The 26,823-nt window shown below is 40.9% G+C and carries 34 protein-coding genes; 5 read left to right on the top strand and 29 right to left on the bottom strand.

Going from position 1 to position 26,823, the window contains the following annotated elements:
* Positions 1-80: 80 nt before the first annotated feature.
* The 8 genes from resA to IEV18_RS01310 form a co-directional block, all read right to left on the bottom strand.
* Positions 81-641: a thiol-disulfide oxidoreductase ResA gene (resA, locus tag IEV18_RS01275; protein WP_229733507.1), complete on the bottom strand. Its 561-nt coding sequence runs from the start codon at positions 639-641 to the stop codon at positions 81-83.
* Positions 642-697: 56 nt separating this feature from the next.
* Positions 698-1,441: a pseudouridine synthase gene (locus IEV18_RS01280; protein WP_308421525.1), complete on the bottom strand. Its 744-nt coding sequence runs from the start codon at positions 1,439-1,441 to the stop codon at positions 698-700.
* Positions 1,442-1,503: 62 nt separating this feature from the next.
* Positions 1,504-2,034, bottom strand: a complete 531-nt coding sequence (locus IEV18_RS01285; RefSeq protein WP_188390557.1) for a spore maturation protein — start codon at positions 2,032-2,034, stop codon at positions 1,504-1,506.
* The gene (locus tag IEV18_RS01290) at positions 2,034-2,624 is read right to left on the bottom strand and encodes a nucleoside recognition domain-containing protein (RefSeq protein WP_188390558.1); all 591 of its coding nucleotides are present in this window, start codon (positions 2,622-2,624) and stop codon (positions 2,034-2,036) included. Before IEV18_RS01290 ends, IEV18_RS01285 begins: the two co-directional genes overlap by 1 nt.
* On the bottom strand, positions 2,617-3,717 hold the full coding sequence (locus IEV18_RS01295) for a D-alanyl-D-alanine carboxypeptidase family protein (RefSeq protein WP_188390559.1): 1,101 nt from the start codon (positions 3,715-3,717) through the stop codon (positions 2,617-2,619). Before IEV18_RS01295 ends, IEV18_RS01290 begins: the two co-directional genes overlap by 8 nt.
* 88 nt (positions 3,718-3,805) lie before the next feature.
* Positions 3,806-4,630: a superoxide dismutase gene (locus IEV18_RS01300; protein WP_188390560.1), complete on the bottom strand. Its 825-nt coding sequence runs from the start codon at positions 4,628-4,630 to the stop codon at positions 3,806-3,808.
* An 81-nt stretch (positions 4,631-4,711) separates the two neighbouring features.
* On the bottom strand, positions 4,712-5,305 hold the full coding sequence (gene scpB, locus IEV18_RS01305) for an SMC-Scp complex subunit ScpB (RefSeq protein WP_188390561.1): 594 nt from the start codon (positions 5,303-5,305) through the stop codon (positions 4,712-4,714).
* A 2-nt stretch (positions 5,306-5,307) separates the two neighbouring features.
* Entirely contained in the window at positions 5,308-6,039 is a 732-nt protein-coding gene (locus IEV18_RS01310) for a segregation/condensation protein A (protein ID WP_188390562.1), read from the bottom strand.
* Positions 6,040-6,175: 136 nt separating this feature from the next.
* Here IEV18_RS01310 and IEV18_RS01315 point away from each other — a divergent pair, with 136 nt between their 5' ends.
* Entirely contained in the window at positions 6,176-6,259 is an 84-nt protein-coding gene (locus IEV18_RS01315) for a YjcZ family sporulation protein (RefSeq protein WP_188390606.1), read from the top strand.
* Positions 6,260-6,445: 186 nt separating this feature from the next.
* Here the strand turns inward: IEV18_RS01315 and IEV18_RS01320 are convergent, their stop codons facing one another.
* From IEV18_RS01320 to IEV18_RS01415, 20 genes are all read right to left on the bottom strand, one after another.
* Entirely contained in the window at positions 6,446-6,820 is a 375-nt protein-coding gene (locus IEV18_RS01320) for a GNAT family N-acetyltransferase (protein ID WP_188390563.1), read from the bottom strand.
* Positions 6,821-6,963: 143 nt separating this feature from the next.
* Complete coding sequence (locus tag IEV18_RS01325) at positions 6,964-7,428, bottom strand: M50 family metallopeptidase (protein WP_188390564.1); 465 nt, start codon at positions 7,426-7,428, stop codon at positions 6,964-6,966.
* 24 nt (positions 7,429-7,452) lie between these two features.
* Positions 7,453-7,887 (bottom strand): peptidylprolyl isomerase, encoded by a 435-nt coding sequence (locus IEV18_RS01330; RefSeq protein WP_188390565.1) that lies wholly within the window; start codon positions 7,885-7,887, stop codon positions 7,453-7,455.
* Between the two features lie 100 nt (positions 7,888-7,987).
* Positions 7,988-9,298, bottom strand: coding sequence for a diaminopimelate decarboxylase (gene lysA, locus IEV18_RS01335; protein WP_188390566.1), 1,311 nt, complete (start codon positions 9,296-9,298; stop codon positions 7,988-7,990).
* A gap of 76 nt (positions 9,299-9,374) precedes the next feature.
* Positions 9,375-10,865, bottom strand: coding sequence for a spore germination protein (locus IEV18_RS01340; RefSeq protein ID WP_188390567.1), 1,491 nt, complete (start codon positions 10,863-10,865; stop codon positions 9,375-9,377).
* A 28-nt stretch (positions 10,866-10,893) separates the two neighbouring features.
* The gene (locus IEV18_RS01345) at positions 10,894-11,325 is read right to left on the bottom strand and encodes a stage V sporulation protein AB (protein WP_188390568.1); all 432 of its coding nucleotides are present in this window, start codon (positions 11,323-11,325) and stop codon (positions 10,894-10,896) included.
* Positions 11,303-11,923: a stage V sporulation protein AA gene (locus IEV18_RS01350; protein ID WP_188390569.1), complete on the bottom strand. Its 621-nt coding sequence runs from the start codon at positions 11,921-11,923 to the stop codon at positions 11,303-11,305. Before IEV18_RS01350 ends, IEV18_RS01345 begins: the two co-directional genes overlap by 23 nt.
* 146 nt (positions 11,924-12,069) lie before the next feature.
* Positions 12,070-12,825 carry an RNA polymerase sporulation sigma factor SigF gene (gene sigF / locus IEV18_RS01355; protein ID WP_188390570.1) on the bottom strand — a complete coding sequence of 252 codons (756 nt, stop codon included), beginning with the start codon at positions 12,823-12,825 and terminating at the stop codon, positions 12,070-12,072.
* 7 nt (positions 12,826-12,832) lie between these two features.
* Positions 12,833-13,276 carry an anti-sigma F factor gene (gene spoIIAB, locus IEV18_RS01360; RefSeq protein ID WP_188390571.1) on the bottom strand — a complete coding sequence of 148 codons (444 nt, stop codon included), beginning with the start codon at positions 13,274-13,276 and terminating at the stop codon, positions 12,833-12,835.
* Positions 13,273-13,626, bottom strand: coding sequence for an anti-sigma F factor antagonist (spoIIAA, locus tag IEV18_RS01365; RefSeq protein ID WP_188390572.1), 354 nt, complete (start codon positions 13,624-13,626; stop codon positions 13,273-13,275). The genes spoIIAB and spoIIAA overlap by 4 nt, the downstream gene beginning before the upstream one ends.
* Before the next feature lie 103 nt (positions 13,627-13,729).
* Complete coding sequence (locus IEV18_RS01370; RefSeq protein WP_188390573.1) at positions 13,730-14,902, bottom strand: D-alanyl-D-alanine carboxypeptidase family protein; 1,173 nt, start codon at positions 14,900-14,902, stop codon at positions 13,730-13,732.
* A gap of 128 nt (positions 14,903-15,030) precedes the next feature.
* Positions 15,031-16,338, bottom strand: a complete 1,308-nt coding sequence (locus IEV18_RS01375) for a pyrimidine-nucleoside phosphorylase (protein WP_188390574.1) — start codon at positions 16,336-16,338, stop codon at positions 15,031-15,033.
* Positions 16,339-16,349: 11 nt separating this feature from the next.
* Positions 16,350-17,171 carry a purine-nucleoside phosphorylase gene (locus IEV18_RS01380; RefSeq protein ID WP_188390575.1) on the bottom strand — a complete coding sequence of 274 codons (822 nt, stop codon included), beginning with the start codon at positions 17,169-17,171 and terminating at the stop codon, positions 16,350-16,352.
* A gap of 12 nt (positions 17,172-17,183) precedes the next feature.
* On the bottom strand, positions 17,184-18,359 hold the full coding sequence (deoB, locus tag IEV18_RS01385) for a phosphopentomutase (protein WP_188390576.1): 1,176 nt from the start codon (positions 18,357-18,359) through the stop codon (positions 17,184-17,186).
* Between the two features lie 57 nt (positions 18,360-18,416).
* Entirely contained in the window at positions 18,417-19,304 is an 888-nt protein-coding gene (gene xerD, locus IEV18_RS01390) for a site-specific tyrosine recombinase XerD (RefSeq protein WP_188390577.1), read from the bottom strand.
* Positions 19,305-19,307: 3 nt separating this feature from the next.
* Entirely contained in the window at positions 19,308-19,514 is a 207-nt protein-coding gene (locus tag IEV18_RS01395) for a DUF4227 family protein (protein ID WP_188390578.1), read from the bottom strand.
* A 134-nt stretch (positions 19,515-19,648) separates the two neighbouring features.
* Positions 19,649-20,110 (bottom strand): ferric iron uptake transcriptional regulator, encoded by a 462-nt coding sequence (gene fur, locus IEV18_RS01400; RefSeq protein ID WP_188390579.1) that lies wholly within the window; start codon positions 20,108-20,110, stop codon positions 19,649-19,651.
* A 127-nt stretch (positions 20,111-20,237) separates the two neighbouring features.
* The gene (spoIIM, locus tag IEV18_RS01405) at positions 20,238-20,879 is read right to left on the bottom strand and encodes a stage II sporulation protein M (RefSeq protein WP_188390580.1); all 642 of its coding nucleotides are present in this window, start codon (positions 20,877-20,879) and stop codon (positions 20,238-20,240) included.
* Positions 20,880-20,968: 89 nt separating this feature from the next.
* Entirely contained in the window at positions 20,969-22,153 is a 1,185-nt protein-coding gene (locus IEV18_RS01410; RefSeq protein ID WP_188390581.1) for an endonuclease Q family protein, read from the bottom strand.
* The gene (locus tag IEV18_RS01415) at positions 22,154-22,702 is read right to left on the bottom strand and encodes an NUDIX hydrolase (protein WP_188390582.1); all 549 of its coding nucleotides are present in this window, start codon (positions 22,700-22,702) and stop codon (positions 22,154-22,156) included.
* A 96-nt stretch (positions 22,703-22,798) separates the two neighbouring features.
* Between IEV18_RS01415 and IEV18_RS01420 the strand changes: the two genes are divergently transcribed.
* The gene (locus tag IEV18_RS01420) at positions 22,799-23,716 is read left to right on the top strand and encodes an aldo/keto reductase (RefSeq protein ID WP_188390583.1); all 918 of its coding nucleotides are present in this window, start codon (positions 22,799-22,801) and stop codon (positions 23,714-23,716) included.
* Positions 23,717-23,733: 17 nt separating this feature from the next.
* Here IEV18_RS01420 and IEV18_RS01425 read toward each other — a convergent pair whose 3' ends face one another.
* On the bottom strand, positions 23,734-24,075 hold the full coding sequence (locus IEV18_RS01425) for an iron-sulfur cluster biosynthesis family protein (RefSeq protein WP_229733508.1): 342 nt from the start codon (positions 24,073-24,075) through the stop codon (positions 23,734-23,736).
* Between the two features lie 65 nt (positions 24,076-24,140).
* On the opposite strand from IEV18_RS01425, the gene IEV18_RS01430 reads away from it, so the two are divergent.
* From IEV18_RS01430 to rnz, 3 genes are read left to right on the top strand one after another with little or no spacing between them, the layout of a single operon-like run.
* Positions 24,141-24,875, top strand: coding sequence for a glycerophosphodiester phosphodiesterase (locus tag IEV18_RS01430; RefSeq protein WP_188390584.1), 735 nt, complete (start codon positions 24,141-24,143; stop codon positions 24,873-24,875).
* A gap of 11 nt (positions 24,876-24,886) precedes the next feature.
* Positions 24,887-25,906 (top strand): NADPH dehydrogenase NamA, encoded by a 1,020-nt coding sequence (gene namA / locus IEV18_RS01435; RefSeq protein ID WP_188390585.1) that lies wholly within the window; start codon positions 24,887-24,889, stop codon positions 25,904-25,906.
* The gene (rnz, locus tag IEV18_RS01440; protein WP_188390586.1) at positions 25,906-26,823 is read left to right on the top strand and encodes a ribonuclease Z; all 918 of its coding nucleotides are present in this window, start codon (positions 25,906-25,908) and stop codon (positions 26,821-26,823) included. Before namA ends, rnz begins: the two co-directional genes overlap by 1 nt.

Consider the following 26,823-nt stretch of genomic DNA (forward strand, 5'->3'; position numbering starts at 1 on the left):
CCCCCGCTTGTATTGGTTTTAATTGTGAATGTGTCCGAAAATCGTTCTTGCTTCAGTTTCATGGAAGCAGTGGATTACGGTTACGGCAAAATTTTGTTTAATGATCCTTCCAGCTTTTCCAGTGATAGGGCTCCATTGACGATTTCGACAATTTCTCCTTCTGGGCTGATGAAAAACGTGCTTGGGATAGGCCCTACTTTATATAAATCCCGGACTTCTTCGGTTTTATCATGGGGAATTGGAAAAGTGAGGCCGTACTTGTCGATAAAACGATCCACCACTAATTCGGTATTGTCTAAACTGACTGCGACAATTTCGATTCCTTTTTCTTTGTATTCAGGGTATAACTCCTGCATATATGGCATTTCTTTTTCACACGGTTTGCACCAGGTGCCCCAAAAATTGAGCATAACTCCCTTCCCCCGAAGCTCGCTTAAGGTGATTGTCTCCTGGTCATTATTTTTATTAATTTGTTTTAATTGAAAATCGGGAGCCTGGTCCCCAACACGGTAAATCGTCTTATCTTCCTGTAAATTGGAGACTACTGCAAAGATTATTGCACCGACCATTACTGCGAGTATAATCGAACGGTATATTAAACGATTTCGTTTTTTTCTCTTTTTTGCTTCGGCTTTATCCAAAGTTAATCACTCCCTTATGCCATTATACCATGTATACCCATTGCTAAATTTGACTATTATTTAACATTTTTTATTGCCAAATGCCTTAATTGTTTTACTTCCTTTGGATTTAACGGCCGATATTCCCCCGGATTTAATCCTTTCAGATCAAGAAAACCGTAACGTTCCCGCTTTAGTTTTAAGACGGGGAAGCCAAGTTCATCCATCATTCTGCGAATGTGACGATTTTTTCCTTCATGCAGCGTAATCTCCAGAATCGCCGTATTGGATTTACGGTTTATTCCTTTCAATTTGACATGTACCGCCTTTAGAAAATCTTTCCCGGAACGAACGCCCTTCTTCAGCAGTGATAGATCTTGTTTCGTCGGGATACCTTTTACTTTTGCAATATACACTTTGTCGATTTTATATTTTGGATGCATGATCAGATTGGCGAACTCGCCGTCATTCGTTAAAAGGAGCAGCCCTGATGTATCGTAATCTAACCGGCCGATGGGAAAAATCCGTTCTGTTACCTCTTCACCAAATAAATCGATTACCGTTTTTCTGTTCCGGTCATCTTTCACGCTGGAGATTACGCCTCGCGGTTTATACATTACATAATATACCGGCTGTTCTTTTTCCACTGGTATCCCGTTTACTTCAATTCGATCTTCTTTGGACACCTTCGTTCCTAACGTTGTAATCACTTTTCCGTTTACTTTTACTTTCCCTTCCAAGATTAGCTGTTCTGCTTTCCTGCGGGATGCAATGCCGCTTTGGGCAATGACCTTTTGCAGCCGTTCCAAATTATTTTCCATTCTAACCCCTACTTTACTACATAATAATAGCGTTAACCCGAACGTTAACGCTAATCATTAGTTTATCCAAACATAATTGTAACAATAATTACCGATACAATTATACCAACCAAATCTGCTAAAAGTCCAACTTTTAGCGCATAGCCCATCCTCTTTATCCCTACGGCACCGAAGTAGACCGTAAGTATATAGAGGGTCGTATCGGTACTTCCTTGGATGGTCGATGCCAATATTCCGATAAACGAGTCTGGTCCGTGGGTAGAAATGATTTCGGTCATAACTCCCAATGCTGCATTGCCGGAAATTGGCCGAACTAACGCTAATGGTATTATGTCCGGCGGAATCCCAGCCTTCATCAACAACGGGGAAATAAGCTGGATAAACGCATCCAACGCCCCGGAGCTTCGCAAAATGGAAATGGCAACGAGCATTCCAACTAAAAAAGGAAGCAAAGAAAATGCCAGTTTGACACCTTCTTTCCCTCCTTCTACAAACAATTCGTACGATGGTATTTTTTTCATGTAGGCTGTTATGAGGACGATCAGCAAAAACGAAGGAATGATCCAAGTACTGATGGCAGAAAGAAATGCCATTATTTTTTCCTCCTTTGACTGCGGTAATAAAAATAGCGGTCGAGCAGGATGGCGCTAGTTAGTGCCAACCCTGTTGCAACAAGTGTGGTGCTTACGATTTCTGTCGGATTGCTGGAATTGAATTGGATACGAATAGCAATGACAGTAGTTGGGATTAACGTTAATCCGGCAGTATTAATAGCGAGGAAAGTAATCATCGACCGGGAAGCTTCGTCTTTATTTCCGTTCAATTTTTTCATTTGTTCCATCGCCTTAATCCCTAACGGTGTTGCAGCATTTCCAAGACCGAATAAATTAGCGGTAAAGTTGGACAATATATATCCGAGGGCCGGGTGGTCTTTCGGAATGTCCGGAAAAAGCCTGACAACGAGCGGCCTTAACAAAGATGTTAACACTTTTAATATTCCTGCATGCTCCGCTATTTTCATAATTCCAAGCCAAAAAACGAGTATGCTGATTAACCCGATGGAAAGCTGTACGGCCTGATTGGCACTTTCCAAAATAGCTTTATTCACTTCATCCATCGTTCCGTTGAACATGGCATATACAATCCCGACCATTGCCATAAACGCCCAAATAATGTTAACCATTTTGCATCCCAATTACTTTCTTTAAAACATTTAATGTATCCATAAAGAAAGAAGCCTCTTTTTCTTTCTTTTCTTCACGATAAATCGGGATATTGGCAATTTCTTCATCGTTTAAATAGAATACGGATCTCCCGATGATTTCTCCTTTTTCCCCTTCATTTGCAAGGAGAAAATTTTTCTTCTTAATTAAAGAAACTTCCTCTTCGGTTAACGGATAGATTACTTCCCGATGATACCCTGCTGTTTCGGTATTCCAATCGAGTATATTAAAATACTTCTTCCCTTCTTCAGAAAGAGATTTCAAATCGTATTGGTCAAAGCCATATTCATACATATGTATGTGATCATTCCAGTCATCCGGCGCATTCAATGTGACGGCTATTAATTCCATGCCGTTTTTCTTTGCTGTTGTAACGAGTGTTCTTCCGGTCTTCTTTGTATACCCGGTCTTTCCCCCTGTACAATATTCATAATACTTGGTTAACAATTTATTTTTATTTTGCCAATAATAGGTGCGGTTTTCCGACTTGTACCGCTCTGTGCCGGAAATCTCCCTAAAGATATCGTTGTCCATCGCATAGCGCATTAACAATGCCATGTCATAAGCAGAAGAATAATGCTTTTCAGAATCTAAACCGTGGGGATTTTCAAAATTTGTATTCGTCATTCCGAGCCAGTCTGCTTTTTCATTCATTAAATAGACAAACCCTTCGACACTGCCGCCAATATGCTCGGCAATTGTAACAGCCGCATCATTGCCCGACCGGAGCATCAGGCCATATACTAAATCTTTAATGGTCATCTTTTCCCCTTCTTCTAAGTAAATCGAGGACCCCTCGGTATAGACAGCCTCCCTTGATGCGGTTGCTCTTTCATCCATTTTTCCTGATTCGATGGCGATGATCGCCGTCATAATTTTTGTAATACTGGCGATGGATTGCTTTTCATGGGCAGCTTTTTCGAAGAGGATTCTGCCGGTAGATTGTTCGATTAATACTGCATTCTCAGCAGAAACACCAGGTAATGCCTGTCCAGCGGAAGGCCAGGTAATCGATAATAATATAGTGAGTATAAGAATGGATAATTTCCGCATACGCTCGTCCTCCTGGCTTAAATCTATTACATTGTATGCAAAGGCTTGGCAGATATGATAATTTTTCCAGGAGCAGGCTGTCCTGCCCCTATTTTCCCTTCGCTCTTATAAAACGGTCGTTCACATCTTCCCAATTCACAACGTTCCACCAGTTGTTTACATATGTTTTTTTGTTTGTTTTATACTGCAAGTAGTAAGCATGTTCCCACATGTCAAGCACCAATAATGGAATTAAACCGGCAATATCAAACAACTGATGCTTCTCCAATGACTGGATTCCAAGCCTGTTGCTCATTGGATGCCAGAAGAGAACAGCCCAGCCGACACCTTCCACCGATAAAGCGGTTTCTGTAAATTGATGTTTGAAGTCTTCCCATGAGCCAAAATCGGACTCGATTTGCTTTTTTATCGCTTTTACCGGCATTTTGCTGGAATGGGGTGACATGTTCTTCCAAAATATCGAATGGAGATAATGGCCAGAACCATGAAAAGCCTGTTCCCTTAACCAATGTTTTAACTCGGATTTATCCATTTTCATTTTATATAAATGTTTTTCCGCTTCATTTAAGCCGTCCACGTAGGATTGATGATGAATATCGTGATGAAGCCGCATTATTTCTTCACTGATATAAGGCTCCAGGGCATCATAGGCATATGGCAGAGGCGGAAGTTTATGTTCCCCGTATGGAATCGCTGCTGAAAATCCTAGTCTCATTAAGAGCGATTTTCCCTGTTCTTGCAATTTTTTAATGTTTTCTTCCTGATATAGTCCGTGTTCAATGGATTTGTTAATATCTTCCAATAATTTTTGTACATTTTCTTTTTCCGCTTGTAATTCAAAATCAGTTACAATTCGCTCCATTTCTTTTCCCCAGTCTTTTAATTGCAGAAGATATTGATGGGATTTCTTCATTAGATCACCTCTTTGTATCCATATGCCTCAAATTTTTTCAACGTGAAAAAAGATGCCTTCCATTTCAGAAAGCATCTTTTCTTAGTTATTTTCTTCTTTAAATTCCTCTGCAAATTGTTCAAAAAATAAATCTGCTTCACGATTTAAATCTTCTGTTTCCTCCTCTTCAGGCAACGGTGGCAATTCTTCCAATGAAGTGAGCCCGAAATAAGTGAGAAAATCTTTTGTTGTCCCATATAATATTGGTTTCCCGGGAGTATCCTTTCGTCCAACTTCCTCGATCAGCGAACGGGAAAGCAAAGTTTGAACCGGCCGGTCACTGCTGACTCCACGGATATTTTCAATTTCCGTTTTCGTAATGGGCTGATTATAGGCTATGATTGCTAACGTCTCCAATGCTGCCTGGGACATTCTGCTGGAACGCGGTATTTCCAACAGTTTTTTCAGAAAATGACTATGCATCGGTTTCGTCGTAAGGTGCAGAACATCTTGAAATTCCATTATCATGATTCCGCGATCAATTTGATCGTATTCCAATTTTAACTCTTCCAGTATTTCATCGGTTTTGTCCAAAGAGATGCCGACAATTTTAACAATTTGTTTCCTTGTAATCCCTTCATCTCCGCTGGCAAACAACAAACCTTCAATAATACCTTTTATTTCACGTTTATCCATTGTTATTCCCCCATATAATAAATCATCAATGTATCAAAATGGTGTTTTTGTTTGCAATAAATTTCTTTTGCTTTCATTAACTCCAATATTGCAATAAACGTTGTGACAATTTCGGATTTGGACGGATTGGGGAATAATTGATCAAAAGCGATGCCTTCCTTGCTTTCCCGCACAATTTGACGCACTTCATCCATCCGCTGTTCAATAGAAATATCTGCCCGTTTTACTTTTGTATGAAGCGGCAAATTCCATTTTTTCCGTTCAAATATTTTACTGAGCGCATGGATCATATCATAGATTGAAATATCCCCTTGTTCCATAACCTGAGCTTTTTCCTTTTCCCATTGTACAGGCGGCCTGGTAAAAATTTGATTCGCTTCGAATTCTTTTTCCTTTAGCTTTTGCGCAGCTTCTTTGTATTTTCGATATTCAATCAAACGTTCCATTAATTCTTGTCTTGGATCCTCTTCATATTCATCGGATTCGTCATCCATTTCTTGATTCGGCAGAAGCATTTGGCTTTTAATAGCCAGAAGGGTGGCGGCCATGACCAAATATTCGCTAACAATATTTAACTCCAGCTTTTGCATTGTGTGAACGTATTCCATATATTGCTTTGTAAGCTCTGCCATCGGAATATCGTAAATATCAATCTCATATTTTTGGATTAAATGCAGCAATAAGTCGAGCGGTCCTTCAAATGCATCTAATTTTACAAAATAACCGTTCTCCATGTCGTTTCCTTCACTCTTTTCGCAAAATGTTTCATTTGTCATAAATGCCCATACAATACTGTGTCAGTTATCATAAATTATTAACGTAAGATGAGATTTTCTCATATTTATGGATTAAGAAAAGGAGGAATTTCTTATGAGTCATGGTCACAGCGGAGGATTTGCGCTAATTGTCGTGTTGTTCATCCTTTTAATTATTGTAGGTGCAGCTTGGTTTTAAACAAAGATAAATACGGGGACATCCTAATACCCTAACTGTTCACCTATGGACGGATTTCCGATCAACAACCGGGAACCGGCGGGATAAACGTATAACACTCCATCAAGTGTAAAGCCAGCCCGCAATGAAAAGGGCTGGCTATTTTATAATTTCCAGAGACACTTCATGACCATGCGCTTTTAGGCGCTATTCCATTGTGTTTTCTGAGTCGGATATGCATCTTTCAAAAAATTCCTTAATGACCTCAATGGCATACACGTGATACTGCTGCTGTTCGTATATGCGGTAAATCTCTTTGACCATTTTTTTGCCAATCCCAATATTGCGATGTGAAGGATTTACAGAAATATGCTGTATATAAGCATTTTTATCTTCCAATCTCACACCGATTGCTCCTAACACATCGTCATCTTCTTTCCATAAATAAAGATGCCAATTAGGATTTGCTTCATATTCTTTAATTGTTTGCAATAGTTTTTTAACATCCTTTTTTTCTTCTGGCATAAAGGACAATAAACCCATTGCAATCTTTTCCAGATTTTTCTTATATCGAATTAACATAAAGACCCCTCTTAACTAAATCAGATATAATGGATATATCTTACGTATGTCTTTTCATTTTGTACATACTTAATTTATTGCATTAATCAGGAACTTTGTCAAATATTGATGTAATTTTCGCACTGCTTATCGCATTTATCATTCTATTTTTTTCTGGAAAAGAGTGTTTCGTGCATTGCATAGCCATCCGTATATTTGTTCCCGATGCGAAAAGGGACGAGATTGACGGCCGCTAGCCATACATTAAACCAGAAAAATAATTCAATGAATTCATTTGGATGAATGGTCATCGGGATGAAACTTAACATTGCAAACAACATATTAAACAGCGGTCCGGAGAACGAAATCCATAGCGCCTGCCCTTTTGTCAAGTTATCTTTTCCAGCACTTTTTGTCCAACCGCCAATAAAAAATATTGTACGGATATGAAATTGAATAGTATGAATCGTAAAGGAAAAGATTGTTTTTCCCATTCCGACAGAAATGTTGATTTTCTCCGCCCCAGTCCATTTTGAGCCGACTCCATGGCCGCATTCATGAATCAGCGTACATACTGGAGCAATGACGAAGACAAGATAAACGAGTTGGATTACAAATAACCAATCCATGGCTTTAACGGATTCCTTTATCTATTACTCCGAGAAAACCCGTACCTCTTTCATGACGTCCCCGTTTTTCATCGCTTTGACATGCTCGATTCCTGATGTTACTTGTCCGAAAACAGTGTGAACACCGTCTAAATGGGGCTGTGGTTCATGAACAATAAAAAATTGGCAGCTGCCTGTATCTCTCCCCGCATGCGCCATGGAAATCGCCCCTTCGACATGCTGATGAGGATTTCCGTCGGTTTCACATTTTATTGTATAACCGGCATTCCCCGTTCCGTTTCCATTGGGACAGCCGCCTTGGCTGACAAAGCCAGGAATGACCCGATGAAATGTTAGCCCATCATAAAATTTTTCATTGGCAAGTTTCTCGAAATTTTCTACCGTTCCCGGTGCCTCGTTCGGAAAAAGTTCAAATTCTACTTTTTCGCCATTTTCCATTAAAATATAACCTTTTTTCATTGATTTTTATCTCCTTTTCATTTTCAATCAATAAATCGTTATAAAAATATTGTATCATGTGATTTCCGTTCGATAAAACAGTGTGGCTGGGATTATTGCATCAAGATTCATAAAACAAATCATTTCGGACGATGTCATCATAAGTTTCCCGTCTGACTACCAATTGGTCTTTCCCATTTTCAACAAATACGACAGCCGGTTTAGGAAGGCGATTGTAGTTGCTCGCCATGGAATAACCGTAGGCACCGGTTGAAAAAACCGCAAGGATGTCGCCAGGCTCCACTTCCGGTACCGGCAGATTCCAGATGAGCATATCGCCTGATTCACAGCATTTCCCGGCAATAGAAACATTTCTTTTTGGTGAATGATCCGCTTTATTGGCAACGACCCCTTCGTATTTTGCCTGATAGAGGGCTGGCCGGATATTGTCGGTCATCCCGCCGTCCACCGCAATATAGCTGCGAATTCCCGGTATTTCTTTCAGTGCTCCGATTGTGTATAGCGTAATTCCGGCTTCACCAACGATGGCTCTTCCCGGCTCAATCCAAATTTCCGGCAACGCAATTTGCAGCTTGTCTGCTTCCTTTTGAACCGCTTCAACTAAATCATCGACGTATCGTTTATGGGGCAATGGCTGGTCATCCTCTGTATAGCGGATACCGAAGCCGCCGCCAAAATTTACCACCTCGGGCACATATCCGTACCTTTCCTTCCAAATGGCCATTTCTTGAAATACAACTTCGACGGCCAACCGGAACCCTTCCGTTTCGAAAATTTGCGAACCGATATGGCAATGTACGCCTCTAATCCGGATGTTGTCATATTGCTTTCCGTGGCGAAAAGCTTGTTCTGCCTGACGATTTTGAATATTAAAGCCGAATTTCGAGTCTTCACTGCCGGTTTGAATGTATTCGTGGGTGTGTGATTCTACTCCCGGTGTTACCCGAATTAGCACGTCCATCGTTTTCTTCTCTTCCGTAAGCACTTGATGCAACATATCGATTTCAAGAAAGTTATCAACTACAATGCAGCCTATATTATTCCGTACAGCCATTCTTAATTCTCGCAAGCTTTTATTATTTCCATGAAAATGAATTCGTTCCACCGGGAATCCGGCCTTTAAGGCGGTATACAGCTCCCCTTCCGATACAACATCTAAACAGAGCCCTTCCTGATTGATTACTTGCAATATTGCTATGGAAGAAAAAGCTTTGCTTGCATAAGCGACCTTTGCTTTAATATTTCTATGTTGAAAGGCTTTTACAAAACCTTTTGCTTTTTGCCGGATGATGGATACATCATATACGTATAGCGGTGTGCCATATTTTTTTGCCAGGTCCACACAGTCGATGCCGCCGATTTCCAAATGGCCCTGATCATTAACCGGGAATGGATGGTTATTTACGATCATTACACTTTCCTCGCTTCCTACAATTTTCAAATAATAATTTACTTTAACATATTAACGTAAATAACAAAAGAGCTAACTATTCAGTATAGCTCTTTCTCCTCGGCTGGCGGTAATTATTTTTCGGATGGACAATCCTTGGCCGAATATTCGTATACGGGGTCGGAACCCGGAATAGGACATGGAACATAGCATAAGGATTGAATGGGATAAACGGCCAAAGGTAAGGGGTTCTTAACGACTTTAAATTGACTAAATACAGAAAATGAATAACAAATCCGATTATAAACCCATTTAGCCCGAATAGTCCGACGGCCAAAATCAAAAATAGATTCATCAATTTGTTGGCGACGCTCAGTTCATAGCTTGGCGTCACATACGTACCAATGGCACTGACGGCAACATATAAAATTATTTCCGGGCTAAACAGTCCGACGTCAATGGCAATTTGGCCAATCAAAACGGCTGCAATCAGACCCATGGAAGTGGATAGCGGAGTCGGTGTATGAATAGCGGCCATGCGCAAAAATTCGATTCCAATTTCCGCAATTAAAATTTGAATGACAATCGGGATGTTGCCTTCCTCATTCGGTCCGATAAATGACAGTTCTTTCGGCAGCAATGTCGGCTCTAAGGCAAAAAGAAGCCATAACGGCAATAAATACATGGACGCAAGTACGGCGAGAAAACGGATAAGCCGGATAAACGTACCGACGGCTGGCGTTTGGCGAAACTCTTCCGCATGTTGTGTATGATGAAAAAAGGTGGTCGGTAAAATAATGACACTTGGAGAGGTGTCTACTATAATGATGACATGCCCTTCAAAGAGATGGCTGGCGGCAACGTCCGGCCTTTCCGTATAGCGGACGAGAGGATAGTGGTTCCATTTTCGGTCAATAAAAAACTCATCAATCGTTTTATCCGCCATGGAAATACCATCAATGTCGATTTTTTCCAGTTTGCTTTTTACATACTCTACGAGCCCCCGATCTGCTACGTCTTGCAAATAACTGACACATACGTCCGTTTTGGAACGTTCTCCTACTTTCAACATTTCATGGCGAAGACGTTCATCCCGGATACGCCGTCTCGTTAATGCGGTATTTTCGATAATATTCTCGGTATACCCGTCCCGGGAACCCCGAATCACTTTTTCCGTATCCGGTTCTTCCGGGGTTCGGCCCGGATAGCTGCGTACATCGACGATAAATGCCTTTTTCTCTCCATCAATAAAGACAGCAACGAGACCAGATAATATCTGGTCAACTACTTCATCCATAAATTCTACTTTGTTCACTTGCTGGTGATTGAGCCGGTTTTCGACAATATCTGCAAGTTTCCTGCTCTCCCGCTCCATATCGTTAATATAAATTAGCGTTTTCAGCAGCTCCTGAACGATGACTGCATCACAAAGTCCGGTAACATAGTAAAGCTGCACTTTCCGCTTCAATAGGACAATTTCACGAAAGCCGACATCAAAGGAAACATCCATCCCCAGCTTTTCTTTCATATAGTTGTGATTATGCCTTATATTTGCTGAAACCGTATCTTGTTTTTTTAATTTCGGCATTTTATTCCCTCCAAAAATTTAAAGCGATTTATAGGCGGACAAAAATAACCCATTGAAATAATGAACCGATTACTTTTCCAAATACAATTGCCATTAACAGTGTAATTACGTAACCTTGGAATCCGATTCTTTTCGTTAATATCGGAAAGACGTTTAATACTTCTGTTAATGCAGCGGCAAGCATCCCGTTAAATATTCCGTGGAACATGCCTACTATCGCCAGAAAAAAATAAGGGTGATAAACGGGAATTTCCGCGAAGGATAAGTAAGAACCGAACAGTAAGCCGAAAATCACACTTGCACCGAAAACTTTAATATATTTTTCCGTTTTGCTAAGCTGAATCAGTCTAGGGATAATGCCTAAAACGGTAATAAAAGCAACAAAACCTCCGCCTACTGCAAGACCTCCGCTAAAGCCGATGATTATTTGGAGAAAATTATGGAGAATCGTTTCTGTCATTTAGTTTATTTTCATGATGGTACAAATAATTATCGAGGTCCTGCTGATAATTAAACACTTCCACTTCCAATGGACTCGGTTCTTCATTAAACCGCTTGTTAAACCAATGGTTAAAAAATAATAGTGTACCGATTCCAAGACCGATAGAATAAGGAATTTGAATCCACAGCGGATACGGATTGGTTTTTCCAGTCAGCAAATAGTGCAATTTCTGCTGCACTTCCTGCATGCTTACATCATAATGGAAGTTCATAATCGTCATGGACGTCCCGATGAATAGCAATATCCAAATAAATATCACAGCAATCAGCGGCTTTTTACGCGACTTGGGCATGACCCGAATGACGGTTTGCGCCGGACCGATAAGTTGAATATCCAAATTATTCATCAGTTTTGTCAATGTTTCAATAATTAGAAAACTGTCTAATACGACTAAATTTTTATCCCGTTTTGTAAGCCTGTATACGGGTATATCTTCCAGCGTCTTTTTTGCTGCTTCATTCTCCATCCCGATAAATGCAATATCTTTCAGTAATAATGTTCGCAAACTGGAAACTTCTACTGTTTTTTTTAATCGCAAATAAACGGTATGTACCATACTGTACCATCCTTTTTACGAAAATGTACGTTTAGTATTTGTCAGAAATGCAATTTTATCCGATGCGCCAACCGGAGAATCTCTGGAAACCCAACTGAAGGGCAAAATAAAAAAGCAGAGAAACTGTTTCTCTGCTTATACTTGTCTTATGGATCCATATTTGCTTTCATTTCTTTTAAAATCTTTTTCTCCAGCCGGGAAACCTGCACCTGGGAGATTCCCAATCTTTCAGCTACTTCTGTCTGCGTTTGATCTTTATAATAACGCAAATAAATAATGAGACGCTCCCTTTTGTTCAAACGTTTGATCGCTTCTTCCAGCGTTAATTTATCAAACCAATTCGTATCTTCATCAGCGATTTGATCGAGCAGCGTAATCGGGTCTCCATCATTTTCAAAAATAGTTTCATGAATGGAGTGGGGAGATTTGGCAGCTTCCTGGGCATGGACAACTTCCTCCGGTGTAATTTCCAGCGCATCGGCGATCTCGTGTATTGTCGGTGATCGACCCATTTGTTTCGTCAATTCATCCTTTTTCTTGCGGATTTTATTGCCAATTTCTTTTAGAGACCGGCTCACTTTTACACTGCCGTCATCTCGGATAAACCGCTGGATTTCACCGATAATCATCGGCACTGCATAGGTCGAAAATTTCACATCGTAGGACAAATCAAACTTATCAATCGACTTAATTAAACCGATGCTTCCAATTTGAAACAGGTCATCCGGGTCATAGCCCCGGTTTAAAAACCGCTGGACAACAGACCAAATCAGCCGCATATTTTTTTCCACCAGAAAGTCCCTGGCTTCCTTATCCCCTTGCTGGCTGCGGTAAATATACTCCTTCACCTGTTCATCTGTTAAGGTTTCTTCCCGTTTTTGATTTTTAACATTGACATCCATAGGCATCCTAATTATAAACCGTCTTTGTCTTTGCTAATTGTTTGACCATATGCAGGGTAGTACCAGAACCCGGAGAAGAAGTAACCTCAACAGAATCCATAAAGTTTTCGATAATCGTAAAACCCATGCCGGACCTTTCCAATTCAGGCTTGGAAGTATATAATGGCTGCCGGGCCTCTTCAATATTGGCAATGCCGATGCCATCATCTTTAATGATCAGTTCTATTTCTCCGCTGTCGTCAATCGTGCATTTCATCCAAATTTTATGATGCTCTTCGTTGTTATACCCGTGAATTATGGCATTGGTTACTGCTTCCGATACTACCGTTTTTATTTCTGTCAATTCATCCATCGTCGGGTCCAATTGGGAAATAAAGGCTGCAATCGTCACCCGGGCAAAGGATTCATTTTCGCTTCGGCTGGAAAATTCCACCGTCATTTCGTTTTTCATGATGCCACCCCCAATGCCTCTAGCGCGAACTCTTCATTTTCCGCAAGCTTGACGATTTTAAATAAACCGGAAATTTCAAACAAACGTTTGATTTGTGGGGAAATGGAACAGACGACCATCTCTCCGCCTAACTGAAGAACTTCTTTATATCTTCCTAGAATAACACCTAAACCAGAGCTGTCCATGAACGTTACACTTTCTAGATTTAAAATGACATGTTTAATCGGATTTTCATATATCATATCTTTCCACTTTTTGCGCAATGCTTCCGCTTCATGATGATCCAGTTCCCCGGCAAGACGGACGACTAATACATCCTCCTTCACTTCAAAAACCGAATATAGCCCCACGGTTTATCTCCTCCTCAGATTATGCTATTTACACTTTCTTTATCAGCATTTCCAAATCCTTCTATTCGACAAAAAAAGTCCTTTTCTTACGTTTTTCTCGCTACTAATGTTTTGCAATTTCAGCAATTGTCCGTTGCAGCAGCTTATAATAGGACGCTTCCTTAACCGCCTGATCAACGGTCAGAGGCACATCCATTAATGTTTCCTTTCCATCTTTTACAAGGAGGGTGCCTACTTGTGCTCCTTTTTCGATCGGCAATTTGATTTCTTCATTAAACTGGATTTCGGTACGAATGTTGTCTTTATTTTCTCCTTTTTTATGTAGTGTACTTACAGATTCGGATAACACAATTGGAACGTTTCGTTTGTCTGCTTTTAAGAGATTCAGCTCGGTAATGACTTCTCCCTTGTCGTACAGTTTATTTGTTTCATATTGCTGAAAGGCATAATCCAACATGGAAGAAATCATCGCATTTCTTTCTTTCGAAGTATCAGCCCCCATGACGACTGCTATGACACGCATATCGTCCTTTTTCGCTGTTGCTGTCAAGCAATATTTGGCCTCTTGGGTATAGCCGGTCTTTAATCCATCGACCCCTGGATAAAAACGGACTAATTTATTCGTGTTCACAAGCCAAAATTCATTTTCCTTCCCTTTCCGCAAATAATCTTCGTAAATCGACGTATATTCTGTTATTGTTTCATATTTCAGCAATTCTTTGGCAATGATTGCCATGTCATAAGCGGTACTATAATGATCTTTTGCAGGAAGACCGGATGTATTTTGAAACTTTGTGTTTTTCAAGCCTAGTTCTTTAACCTTTTTGTTCATTTCCGCAACAAATGCTTCCTCACTGCCGGATATCCGTTCGGCAAGGGCAACACTGGCATCATTGGCAGATGCGATGGCTACCCCTTTGAGCAATTCTTCCACCGTCATTTCTTCCCCTGCTTCCAGAAAGATTTGGGATCCGCCCATCGATGCTGCATTTTCGCTTACCCGGATTATTTCATCTTTCTTTAAATTTCCCTTTTCCATCTCTTCCATAATGATGAGCATCGTCATCAATTTCGTCATACTTGCAGGAGGCAAAATTTCATGGGCGTTTTTGTCGTAAATAATCGTTCCTGTATCCCTTTCCATTAAAATAGCTGATTTTGCATTTGGTGCTAGATTTAATGATTGCTTCTCATCCGCTTCTTCGGCAACTGCTGCAGCGGCAGTGAAAAGCATAAAAGACATACTGATGCAAAGAGCAAGAAGAAATCTTTTCATTGTCTTACCTCCAACAGTTAATATAATTACAGGATTTCCAAAAGTTGCTATTTCTATACTTGAAAATAAGGCTTATCAGCCGAAAGTATAAAAAGCTGCCGGGGATTATCCCAGCAGCTTTCTGCCATCTATCCTTCTGTGATCACTTCATAAATTAAAGGCGGTATGTCGGCTTTCGTATTTTCAATATGAATGCTGTCGTATAACTTTTCTATAACACTCTCGACTTCCAGTTTGTTCGTATGGATCGTTAAGAGCGGCTCCCCTTCCTTGATTTCATCACCTGCTTTTTTATGCAGCACAATTCCTGCTGACAAGTCGATGGTTGAATCTTTTGTCGTTCTCCCCGCACCAAGCATCATTGCGGAAATACCGATTTCGTCCGCAGCGATGCCCGTAATAAATCCGGATTTTTTCGCTGTCAGCTCTATCTTTTTCTTCGCTTCCGGCAACCGCTCTACATTTTCACAAACAGATTTGTCTCCTCCTTGCGCTTCAACGAACGACAGAAACGTTTCAAATGCTTTTCCGTTGGCAATGTTCTCCTCCAGCATAGCTCGGGCTTCTTCAGGGCTTGCTGCTTTCTCTGCCAATACAACCATATAGCTGCCTAAGGTTAAACATAATTCGGTTAAATCCTTCGGACCATTTCCTCGTAACGTTTCGATCGCTTCCTTCACTTCCAGCGCATTTCCAACCGCCTTCCCTAACGGCTGACTCATATCGGTAATGAGAGCAATTGTTTTTCGGCCAACCCGATTTCCGATGGAAACCATTGCTTTGGCCAGTGTTTTTGCTTCCTCAGCACTCTTCATAAAGGCGCCGCTTCCGCATTTTACATCGAGGACGATGGCATCTGCTCCGGCGGCTATTTTTTTGCTCATAATGGAACTTGCAATCAGCGGAATCGAATTGACCGTTGCTGTTACATCCCGCAGACTGTACAGTTTTTTGTCGGCGGGAGTAAGGTTTCCCGTTTGTCCAATTACAGCCACTTTCCGTTCATTGACTTGCCTTATAAATTCCTCTTCCGTTAGTTCAACATGAAATCCGGGAATTGATTCCAGCTTATCAATGGTTCCGCCGGTATGTCCGAGTCCCCGGCCGCTCATCTTGGCAACCGGAACCCCGCATGAAGCAACAAGGGGAGCTAAGATTAATGTAGTTGTATCCCCGACTCCTCCAGTCGAGTGCTTATCCACTTTAATCCCGTGAATTGGCGATAAATCGATTATTTCTCCGGATTCTACCATGGCTAAAGTCAATTCAGAACGCTCTTTTTCCGTCATTCCCTGGAAGTAGATTGCCATTAGCAAAGAACTGACTTGATAATCCGGTATATCCCCTTTCGTATAACCATGGACGACGAAATCAATCTCTTCTTTCGTCAGTTCAAAGCCGTCCCTTTTTTTAGCGATAATATCGTACATTCGCATCTCGGATCACCTCAAACATCCGGGAAGTCCGCTAAGATTATTCGAACCAGTTTCACAAAATCTTCTTTAACTCTTTCTGTCGTTTCAATTACTTCTGCATGACTTAATGGCTCTTCCAGAATTCCTGCAGCCATGTTGGAGATGCATGAAATTCCCAACACACGGATACCGCCATGATTGGCAGCGATGACTTCAGGAACTGTTGACATCCCTACCGCATCACCGCCCAAAACATGAACCATTTTGACCTCTGCTTTCGTTTCATATTGGGGCCCGGTGTTTGCCGCATATACTCCTTTTTTTACTTTAATTTGCACACGATTTGCACATTCCTCGGCATGCTGGATGAGCTGCTGATCATAACATTCCGACATGTCGGGAAACCGGTCACCTAACCGGTCATCATTTTTGCCAATAAGCGGGTTATCCCCCATTAAATTTATATGATCGGTAATGATCATAAAATCTCCCGGCTGAAAATCCTTGTTGACACCTCCAGCTGCATTCGTAACGATTAAAGATGAAATGCCAAGTTCCTTCATGACCCGAACAGGAAATGTTACTTGCTGCATGGAATAGCCTTCATAATAATGGAACCTTCCTTGCATGGCGATAACCTTTTTTCCTTCCAGCTCCCCAATGACGAGCTGCCCTTTATGGCCTTTTACCGTCGATTGGGGAAAGTGGGGTATCTCGGAATAAGGAATGACCGTCTTCATTTCGATTTCATCGGCTAAACTGCCTAACCCCGATCCTAAAATAAGACCGATGGAAGGCGTTAACGATATTTTTTCTTGAATATATTTTGCTGCTTCCGAAATTTTCGTATACAACGCTTTTCCCCCTTACTTAATTTCATCCAAGAAACTTGTTCCATGTTTTGGTGCTGGAACTTGAAAATTTTCGGCAATGGTTGCCCCGACATCTGCGAAAGTTTCCCGCATCGGGATTACTTTTCCTTCGGCAATATTCTTATGGTAGACAATAAGCGGCACGTATTCCCTCGTATGGTCCGTTCCATGGTGTACCGGATCATTGCCGTGGTCTGCTGTAATAATTAACAGGTCATCCTGCCTTAGCCGGTCAAGTACCTCGGCAAGTCTTCTGTCAAAGGCTTCCAGCGCTTTGCCGTAGCCTTCCGGATCCCGCCGATGGCCGTATTTTGCATCAAAGTCTACTAAATTTAAAAAGCTCAATCCTGTAAAATTTTTCTCCATCGTTTCGATTATTTTTGTCATGCCATCATCGTTATCCACCGTTTTTACTGCTTCCGTAACTCCTTCCCCGTCATAAATATCATATATTTTTCCGAGGGCAATAACGTCGAAATGATGGTCCTTTAATTCATTCATCACCGTCCGCCCGTACGGTTTAAGGGCGTAATCCCGTCGATTGGAAGTCCTTTGAAACGCACCCGGATGACCGATAAACGGACGGGCAATTACCCGGCCAACTAAAAATTTTTCATCCAATGTCAATTCCCGGGCTATCTCACAAATTTGATATAATTCTTTCAGGGGAATGATTTCCTCATGGGCAGCAATTTGCAATACGGAATCAGCTGACGTATATACAATCATGGCACCGGTATCCATATGTTCCTCGCCTAATTCTTCAATAATTGCCGTTCCGGATGCCGGTTTATTTCCGATTACCTTTCGTCCCGTCTTGTCTTCCAACGCTTGAATTAACTCGGCGGGAAATCCGTTTGGAAAGGTTTGAAAAGGTTCTTGAATATGTAATCCCATAATTTCCCAGTGTCCGGTCATCGTATCTTTCCCGTTGGAAGCTTCTTGCATTTTTGTTACATATGCAAGGGGCGGTGCTGCTTTTTCAATCCCTTTAATTTCTCGAATATTGCTCAATCCCAGCTTTCCCATATTCGGCATATCGAGACCGCCCATAAATTCAGCGATATGACCTAACGTATCTGCCCCCTTATCATTAAATTTTTCTGCATCTGGTGCTTCGCCAATCCCGACAGAATCCAATACTATAAGAAATATTCGTTTAAAATGCATGGTTTCTTACCTCCTGACTATTAGGATGCCTCATACTTAAATTAGTATGTAAATGGCTTATGCTCGAGGGTGGTAGGCATTATAAATATCTTTCAATCTAGCTTTCGTCACGTGAGTATAGATTTGGGTCGTAGAAATATCTTCATGACCTAACATTTCTTGTACGACACGCAAATCAGCACCGTTTTCCAATAAATGGGTGGCAAAAGAATGGCGCAACGTATGGGGGGTAATCGTTTTGTGAATCCCCTTTTCCTTGGCCACCTTTTTTAATATTTTCCAAAACCCTTGACGCGACAGCGGTTTCCCGTTCCGATTGACAAATAATGTACTTTCTGTATTGTCGCTCAACAATTTTCCTCTGGCAGCAGTCAAATATTTTTCGGTTGCCTTTATCGCTGCATCTCCGATTGGAACAATCCGTTCCTTCGATCCTTTGCCAAAAACTTGAACAAACCCCATCGTCAAATGCAAGTCACTTACCTTTAGCGCAATCAGTTCACTTACCCGTATTCCTGTTGCGTATAAAAGTTCCAGCATTGCTTTATTGCGGATATCCAGTATATTCGTTTCTTTTATATCAAGCAAAAACTCGATTTCTTTTTGGGAAAGGACGTCGGGAAGCTTTCTTTCTTTTTTCGGAGTCTCAATATGTATGCTTACATCTTTACGGACCAACTGCTCCCGAATAAGAAATTGATGAAAAGAACGAATCGATGAAATATGGCGGGAAATGGTGGCGGAAGACTTATTTGCATCTTTCAAAGAATATAAGAATCCCATAATGTTTTCCCTGGTAACTTGATTCCAGTTCGTTTTCTGTTCCTTCCTTTGCATATAAGCGAGATAGGATTGCAAATCACGGGCATAGGATTGAAGCGTATTATCCGACAACCCCTTTTCAATCCGCAAAAAATGGAAATAATCTTCTAGTGCATCTTTCATTTTCTACTCTCCCAATCGCAATAATATTCGCAGCCGGTCAAATAAATCATACTCTGCCTGAAACACATTTACTGCCGGTCCTTCCGGGGGATCGTACCGATGCATTTCTTCATATTCGGCATGCATGAACCGAAGTCCAAAGTAAAAAAGACTTGTACATAAAATAAAAATAATAAAGATTTTTAGGCTTTGAAGAAGGAATTGTTTCACGGGACATTTCTCCTCTTAAGCTTGTATTAATAAAAGATATGCTAAAATAAGAGGAGAATATACACAATTAAATGAGCAGGAATCGTTTTTTACATAATAAAAGCCCTTTTCTATGACGAAAAAGGCACTGCGTGTCAAGTTTGTGTCGCTTTTACTTTCGATTCTTGGCATTGTTTACATATGCCGTGGAAAGTTAAACGATGATCCTTTACTTCAAATCCCCATTCCTCTTGCACAATTTTTTCCACATCTTCCAGCAGGTCATTTTCAATTTCATCTACAGAGCCGCATTCAATACAAACTAGATGATGATGAAAATGTTTCGCTCCTTCTTTGCGCAAGTCATACCGAGAAACGCCATCACCAAAGTTAATTTTATCAACGATTTTTAATTCAGAAAGCAATTCCAATGTCCGGTATACAGTGGCTAAACCGATTTCTGGCGCTTTTTCCTTGACGAGCAAGTAAACATCTTCGGCACTAAGATGGTCTTCTTCCCTTTCCAATAGCACACGGAGTGTTGCTTCCCTTTGTGGAGTAAGTTTATAGCTTTGTGAATGGAGTTGTTTTTTAATCCGTTCGATCCGATGTTCCATAACGGTCGCCTCCTCATATCCCACTTTTATTATAAGCACCAATAAAATTTGTGTCAAAGTATATTCGCAATAATACCGGCCGTGAATTCTCGTTTTAGAAAATATGGGCAACGTTTCGTTTTAAACGTCATCCGAAAAATGATGAGATGACCCGGTCCATGGATGGAGTTGAAATATATACTTCAATTAGCGCTGCAAATACAGCTCCTGCCAATAGTACGGAAAAGCTTGCCACGTATCTCCCGAAAGGCTGGAAAATAGAATCGGTGGGACGCCTTGAAAATAATCTGTACAAAATGGACAAGGAAAAAAGCATCGACAACGTTCCAGCGATAAGATATATAGGGATGGCGATAATATTTTGCGGCGCGATGGCTAATGAAGCTAAAATCAAGCCGTCAAAACCGAGCTGATTGACAAGAAAACCGACGGAAAAACCGACAACTAATCCTTTCAAATAGACGAGCACCCAAACGAGGGGTAAACCGATGACAGACAGGCCGAGAATAAACATTAAAAATAAATATTTCATATGGTAGAAAAAGCTTTCCTTAAATAACGCCTGATTCTGTATTTCCTGGCCTTCCAGCATTTGCTGGAAAAACCGTTCCACGTAAAAAAACAATTCCTGCTTTTGAATGAAGTTCATACTGTTGACAATGACAGCCCCGAATATAATTCCGGTTAAAAATAGAACAATCATAAAAATATAAATTGTCGCCTGTTCTCTCAAATGATCAATAATCGTTTTCTTCGTACGATAATACATCGTATCCCCCATTTCCATTGGAGTATCCTATTAAATCTTTCTACTTCTACTAAACGATATGAGGGATAACAGACAAAAATACCAAATACTTATGATTTTCTTTCCATTTCTTCGGAAGAAACGGAGCCGTACTTTCCGCCTCCTCCGGCATGAATCGCTAACCTTCCTTCTCTCATTGCGATGATAGATTGTGCTAGTTTTTCCGGAATTACTTCTTTTAATTGTTCATAGGAAACGTGATGGATAATATTCATTTCCGTTTCAAATTGCTGCAAAAGTTTTTTGTACGTTTTTGGACCGAGTGTTGGCAAATATTCTAACGGAACTTGATATATATACGGAGGACGATTTCCATCTGGCCCAGAGGCGTTCTTTAGTTCCTTTATTCGGTCTGCTACTCCATTAATAATTTTGGCGGAACCGCATTTTGGGCAGGTGCTGCTTCCTTTAGGGAATCTAGTAAAACATTTACCGCAAACGGTTGTATAGTATTTTCCTAATTTTGGATTCATTCCAAAATTTTTAATGACTTTTCTTTCCTTCACTTGGTGAAGGGCCCAATAGAATTCCTTAAACGAAGGTTCCTGCAATTGCATCATCTGATATTCCCGGCCTATTTTCGGCAAGGAGTGGGCATCTGAATTCGTAAGAAAAGTAAAACGATGGAGTTCTTTAATCTGATCCGCCATCTCTGTATCCGAACTTAATCCGAGTTCTACCCCGTCGATTAAATCCGGATCAAATACCTCTTCCAGAGAGCGTCGGACTCCCTTTCCGTATAGACTTTTAAACGGCGTGAATATGTGGGCGGGGATAAAAATTCCTTCCAATTCCTTTACTTTATATTGGAGTTCCTTTGCTGTACCATAATACCGCTGGGAGCTTAACGTAACGTTTTTCATTCGTTTTGCAAGCCATCGGGTAAATTGTTCCATGTTTTCCAGAGAAGGCATAAAGCAAAGGACGTGGATCGGTCCATGGCAATATTCATCGTATACTTCGATTTCCGAACCGAGGAGCAGGGTTACCCTTTCAAAGCGGATTCCCCCAGCTGGCAGCTCCCGTGCCTCCCCTTCCTCGATTAATCGTCTGATTTCTTTTTGTACGTTAGGAACTTGGCAATCGATTACCCCGATTAAATTCATCCCTTTGTTCCGGCTGGATTCCTTTAAAATGTTCGTAAGTGTTAAGTTTTTTGCTCCGGTTATTTTCACAGGGCGGTTCTCCATATCCTTGCCAATATGGATATGCATGTCTGCAAAATAATGTTTCATTCAACCCCTGCTTTCTAAAGCGTGTAAATATAAAATCGCATAATTCGTTTTTGCATCATGAATCCGTTCTTCTAATACATATTGTTTCGCTTCTTCCAAAGTTAATTCGATTACATCCACGAATTCATCTTCATCCGCATCCTTCGGCACATCCAGTTTTTTTAGCTCGTCGGTGATATAAATATATATTAATTCATCGCTAAATCCCGGCGCAGTATAGAAAGAAGTGACAAAGGAAAGTTCATTCGTCGTATATCCTGTTTCCTCTTCCAGTTCCCGGATGGCGCAGGTTATCGGATTCTCTCCCGGCTCCAGCTTCCCGGCCGGAATTTCAATGAGTGACTTTTCCAGCGGTTTGCGGTATTGTTCGACAAATACGATTTTGTTATCTTTTGTTACAGGGATGACAGCGACCGCCCCCGGATGCTTTACGATTTCCCTTTTCGATGTTTTTCCATTTGGCAGTCTTACTTCATCTACTTGCAGATGAACAACTTTGCCGCGAAATATTGTTTCCGACTGAATCGTTTTTTCTTCAAACTTTTTCATCTTATCCCCTCATTTCATTTTTAATTGCCATTTTCCATTGTACAAGATTCGTTATAATAAATATAATTACATAATAAAATAAATTGGAGTGATATTGTGAAAAAATATCCTTTAGGGAAATCAGGCATCTTCATTTCGCCGCTGACCTTAGGTGCCATGTCAATAGGGACCGACATGGAAAACGCCCGAAATATTATTGATGCAGCACTGGATGCCGGCATAAACCACATTGACACAGCTGATTTATATGATTATGGAAAAAACGAAGAAATTATCGGGAAAATTCTCCAAGAAAGACGAAATGAATTTGTTATCACAACAAAGGTGGGAAACCGTTTTTATCCGAATCAGACCGGATGGTATTGGGATCCGTCCAAAAAATACATTATGGAGGCTGTAAAGGCCAGTCTGAAACGTCTGAATACAGACTATATTGACTTTTATATGTTGCATGGGGGTACGATCGAAGACCCGATGGACGAAACGATCAGCGCCTTTGAAGATTTGAAAAAAGAAGGAGTAATTCGTGCTTACGGTTTGTCTTCCATCCGGCCAAACGTGATCCGCTATTATGCCGAGCATTCTTCTATCGACGGCGTCATGCTGCAATACAACATTCTCGACCGCAGAGCAGAGGAAGAACTATTAGATTTACTCCATGAACGTAACATCAGTGTAATAGCCAGGGGACCGCTGGCAAAGGGATTATTATCCAATCATTATCAAAAGTATTTGGAGACAAAAGCGAAGGAGGGCTATCTCGATTATTCCTATGAAGAGCTAAAACAAGTTCTCCGCCAGATGAAAGATATTTATCCATCTTCGCTAAACGAACTTGCCATAAAATATGTTTTGCAGCACCCTGCAGTAACCACCGCTGTTTTTGGTGCAAGTTCGCCGATCCAAGTGGAAGAAAATGTTAAGCTTTCCATCGACAGCCCTTTGCCGAAAGATGTATATGAACAAGTCAAGAGGATAACGAAAGCGAATATTTACAAAGCCCATCGCAATTAAATAACCCAAACGGGATGTTACAAAGTGAATATCTGGCTGGCAGGGATAAACGGATTCATTATTTGTTCGGGACTGGCAAGATGGAATACTTGTCCAGTCCAGTCTAATTTCATACATTCGGCAAAAAACACTTTTTGCTGCTTTTCGACAAATACATTCATTTCGCTGCATTCCACTTCCATATATGACTCCTTTATTTCCCTTGCTAAACGGATCGTCGGCAAACCATTCACACCACATCCGCACTCGTCTGTATCATACCAAAGAAGTAATACAGGTTTTTCGGAAATGGTTTTTATTTTTTGTAACGCTTTTTCGGTAATTTCCAGTTGTATTTGAATCCCCTCCTTTCCCTTCATTATACATGACTTTCATTGACTTTTAATCTTCCTTCCAACAAAATAAGTGTGAAGAGGTGAATTATTTGACGGCTATATTTGCCCATCGGGGGGCAAGCAAGTATGCACCTGAAAATACGATGCCCGCATTTGAACTGGCACATAAAATGAATGCAGACGGGATTGAAACCGACGTTCAATTGTCAAAGGATCATGTGCCTATCTTGATTCATGATGAAACGGGAAAGAGAACGACGGATTTTCCTGGATTGATTAAAGATTTAACTTATCGGCAAATAAAGGAGCTGGATGCGGGCACTTGGTTTTCCAAACAATTTGCCGGAACTTCCATTGTATCTTTAGAGGAATTTTTGCAATGGATTGAAAATAAGCCGATGCGAATTAATATTGAACTGAAGAACAATAAGATTGATTATCCGCATATGGAAGCAATCGTGTTTGAGATGGTAAAACATTTCCGATTGCTGGAACGGACGACGTTTTCTTCATTTAATGAACGAAGCGTAAAGAAACTCGTCCGTCTTTCCCATGACATGGATGTCGCCTTTATTACCTCGAAAAAAATAAAACAGCTTGCTCATTATACGGAACAATTAGGTGCCAATGCCGTCCATATTAAATACCGTCTGCTGCAGGCAAAGCTTGTGGACGAATTGCGCCAGAAAAAATTAGCCGTACGCGTATACACTGTAAATAAGCAATCACTGATGAAAAAATGTTTTCAATTGGGCAGTGATGGAATTTTTACAGACGTTCCCGATATCGCGGTTCATTATCACAAGCAATTTTTTAAATCATAGGAGTTGTCGATATGGTAAAGTTATTTTCTTCCTATCAAATAAAGAATGTGACGTTAAAAAACCGAATCGTTATGTCGCCAATGTGCATGTATTCTGTCGCAAAAGAAGATGGATGTATCACTCCTTTTCACATGACCCATTATGTTTCCCGGGCAGTCGGTCAAGCAGGTCTTATTATGGTTGAAGCAACGGCGGTCCTTCCGGAAGGACGAATTTCCGTAAATGATTTAGGAATATGGTCCGATGATCATATCGCCGGTCTAAAACAGCTGAATGAACAAATTCACGAATATGGGGCAAAATCGGGAATTCAATTGGCCCACGCAGGGAGAAAAGCAACAGTGCCGGAGAGAATTTATGCTCCATCCGCCCTTCCTTTTAATGAAAAGTATAAGAAACCGACGGAAATGACTCGGGATGATATCGAAAAAACCATTCACGCGTTTAAAAATGCGGCAGAGAGAGCGAAACAAGCTGGCTTTGATATAATTGAAATTCATGCCGCCCACGGGTACTTGATTAACCAGTTTCTTTCTCCGCTTACCAATCACCGCTCGGACGATTATGGAGGAAATCGGGAAGGACGATTCCTTTTCTTAAGAAGGATCGTGGAAGAAATAAAAGCGACATGGGACGGACCACTATTCGTTAGACTATCAGCCAACGAATACGATAAAAACGGAAATCGCTTTGAGGACATTCTTTATTTTGCTGCCGAACTGAAGAAATTGGGCATTGATCTTATTGATTGCAGTTCGGGCGGAGTCGTTCCTGTATCAATCCAAGCTTATCCTGGGTATCAGGTAAAAGAATGTGAACAAATACGGGCGCATATTAACATCGCGACAGGTGCTGTCGGGCTTATCACTTCCGGGCTGCAAGCAGAAGAAATTCTGCAAAATGAACGGGCTGACTTAATTTTTGTCGGCCGGGCATTGCTTCGTAATCCGTATTGGGCAAAGACTGCAGCCGAGGAATTAGGCTGCCCTATCGAAGCGCCAAAACAATATATTCGGGGATGGGAAAAATAATGGAATTAATCTTTCTCGGAACAGGGGCTGGAGTGCCTTCGAAAAGCAGAAATGTTTCTTCCATTGCCCTTTCCCTGCTGCAGGAATTGAACAGCATCTGGTTATTTGATTGCGGAGAAGCAACCCAGCATCAAATTTTACATACTTCGATCAAACCAGGAAAAATTGACAAAATTTTTATAACTCATTTACACGGAGACCATATTTTTGGTTTGCCTGGTTTTTTAAGCAGCCGTTCCTTTCAGGGGGGCGAATCAAAGCTTACGCTATTTGGTCCGAAAGGTTTACAGGAATTTGTCGAAACAAGTATTTCAATCAGCGCCTCCCATCTGACGTACCCGATTGAATTTATAGAGGTATGTGACGGAAAAGTTTATGAGGATGAAAAATTTCTCATATATGCAAAAAAATTGGACCACGGTATCCCATCCTACGGATATCGCGTCGTGGAAAAAGATAAACAAGGAAGCTTGTTAGCGGAAAAACTTCAGGCTTATGGTATTGAACCAGGACCGATTTATCAACAAATAAAAGAAAATGAAAAAGTCGTTCTGGATGACGGACGAACCATTTACCGGAAAGATGTAGTCGGCCCGATGAAAAAAGGCCGGATTATTACTATATTTGGCGATACGAGATATAAAGAGGAGTTTATTCCGTTTGCCATGGAATCGGACGTCATTATCCATGAAGCAACATTTGCGGACGATAAAGCAGCGTTAGCAGCGAAGTATTTTCATTCTACGACGGTACAGGCAGCAAGCATTGCCAAAAAGGCCAATGCGAAAAATTTGATATTAACCCATATCTCCTCCAGGTATCAAAATGAAGAAGAAGCGATGCTCTTGGAAGAGGCAAAGGGAATCTTTCCGAACACGGTAATCGCCCACGATTTTTACAGACAGACAATTGAATAG

Origin of the sequence: Compostibacillus humi (assembly GCF_014637175.1) — a bacterium.
Taxonomy (GTDB): Bacteria; Bacillota; Bacilli; order Bacillales; family Amphibacillaceae; genus Oceanobacillus; species Oceanobacillus humi.

Coding starts and splice junctions, on each gene's coding strand:
- IEV18_RS01370 (WP_188390573.1), bottom strand. CDS start 14,902: ATGAAAAGATTTCTTCTTGCTCTTTGCATCAGTATGTCTTTTATGCTT.
- sigF (WP_188390570.1), bottom strand. CDS start 12,825: ATGGATGTCAATGTTAAAAATCAAAAACGGGAAGAAACCTTAACAGAT.
- lysA (WP_188390566.1), bottom strand. CDS start 9,298: ATGATCGTAAATAACCATCCATTCCCGGTTAATGATCAGGGCCATTTG.
- scpB (WP_188390561.1), bottom strand. CDS start 5,305: ATGGATAAACGTGAAATAAAAGGTATTATTGAAGGTTTGTTGTTTGCC.
- IEV18_RS01415 (WP_188390582.1), bottom strand. CDS start 22,702: ATGAAAAAGTTTGAAGAAAAAACGATTCAGTCGGAAACAATATTTCGC.
- IEV18_RS01345 (WP_188390568.1), bottom strand. CDS start 11,325: ATGACAGAAACGATTCTCCATAATTTTCTCCAAATAATCATCGGCTTT.
- IEV18_RS01425 (WP_229733508.1), bottom strand. CDS start 24,075: ATGAAGGGAAAGGAGGGGATTCAAATACAACTGGAAATTACCGAAAAA.
- IEV18_RS01325 (WP_188390564.1), bottom strand. CDS start 7,428: ATGGATTGGTTATTTGTAATCCAACTCGTTTATCTTGTCTTCGTCATT.
- IEV18_RS01315 (WP_188390606.1), top strand. CDS start 6,176: ATGAGTCATGGTCACAGCGGAGGATTTGCGCTAATTGTCGTGTTGTTC.
- IEV18_RS01300 (WP_188390560.1), bottom strand. CDS start 4,630: ATGAAGAAATCCCATCAATATCTTCTGCAATTAAAAGACTGGGGAAAA.
- spoIIM (WP_188390580.1), bottom strand. CDS start 20,879: ATGTATTATCGTACGAAGAAAACGATTATTGATCATTTGAGAGAACAG.
- rnz (WP_188390586.1), top strand. CDS start 25,906: ATGGAATTAATCTTTCTCGGAACAGGGGCTGGAGTGCCTTCGAAAAGC.
- deoB (WP_188390576.1), bottom strand. CDS start 18,359: ATGCATTTTAAACGAATATTTCTTATAGTATTGGATTCTGTCGGGATT.
- IEV18_RS01340 (WP_188390567.1), bottom strand. CDS start 10,865: ATGCCGAAATTAAAAAAACAAGATACGGTTTCAGCAAATATAAGGCAT.
- IEV18_RS01320 (WP_188390563.1), bottom strand. CDS start 6,820: ATGTTAATTCGATATAAGAAAAATCTGGAAAAGATTGCAATGGGTTTA.
- fur (WP_188390579.1), bottom strand. CDS start 20,110: ATGGAACATCGGATCGAACGGATTAAAAAACAACTCCATTCACAAAGC.
- IEV18_RS01350 (WP_188390569.1), bottom strand. CDS start 11,923: ATGGTACATACCGTTTATTTGCGATTAAAAAAAACAGTAGAAGTTTCC.
- IEV18_RS01290 (WP_188390558.1), bottom strand. CDS start 2,624: ATGGTTAACATTATTTGGGCGTTTATGGCAATGGTCGGGATTGTATAT.
- namA (WP_188390585.1), top strand. CDS start 24,887: ATGGTAAAGTTATTTTCTTCCTATCAAATAAAGAATGTGACGTTAAAA.
- IEV18_RS01410 (WP_188390581.1), bottom strand. CDS start 22,153: ATGAAACATTATTTTGCAGACATGCATATCCATATTGGCAAGGATATG.
- IEV18_RS01295 (WP_188390559.1), bottom strand. CDS start 3,717: ATGCGGAAATTATCCATTCTTATACTCACTATATTATTATCGATTACC.
- IEV18_RS01310 (WP_188390562.1), bottom strand. CDS start 6,039: ATGGAGAACGGTTATTTTGTAAAATTAGATGCATTTGAAGGACCGCTC.
- IEV18_RS01280 (WP_308421525.1), bottom strand. CDS start 1,441: ATGGAAAATAATTTGGAACGGCTGCAAAAGGTCATTGCCCAAAGCGGC.
- IEV18_RS01285 (WP_188390557.1), bottom strand. CDS start 2,034: ATGGCATTTCTTTCTGCCATCAGTACTTGGATCATTCCTTCGTTTTTG.
- spoIIAB (WP_188390571.1), bottom strand. CDS start 13,276: ATGAAAAACGAAATGACGGTGGAATTTTCCAGCCGAAGCGAAAATGAA.
- IEV18_RS01330 (WP_188390565.1), bottom strand. CDS start 7,887: ATGAAAAAAGGTTATATTTTAATGGAAAATGGCGAAAAAGTAGAATTT.
- IEV18_RS01375 (WP_188390574.1), bottom strand. CDS start 16,338: ATGCGAATGTACGATATTATCGCTAAAAAAAGGGACGGCTTTGAACTG.
- xerD (WP_188390577.1), bottom strand. CDS start 19,304: ATGAAAGATGCACTAGAAGATTATTTCCATTTTTTGCGGATTGAAAAG.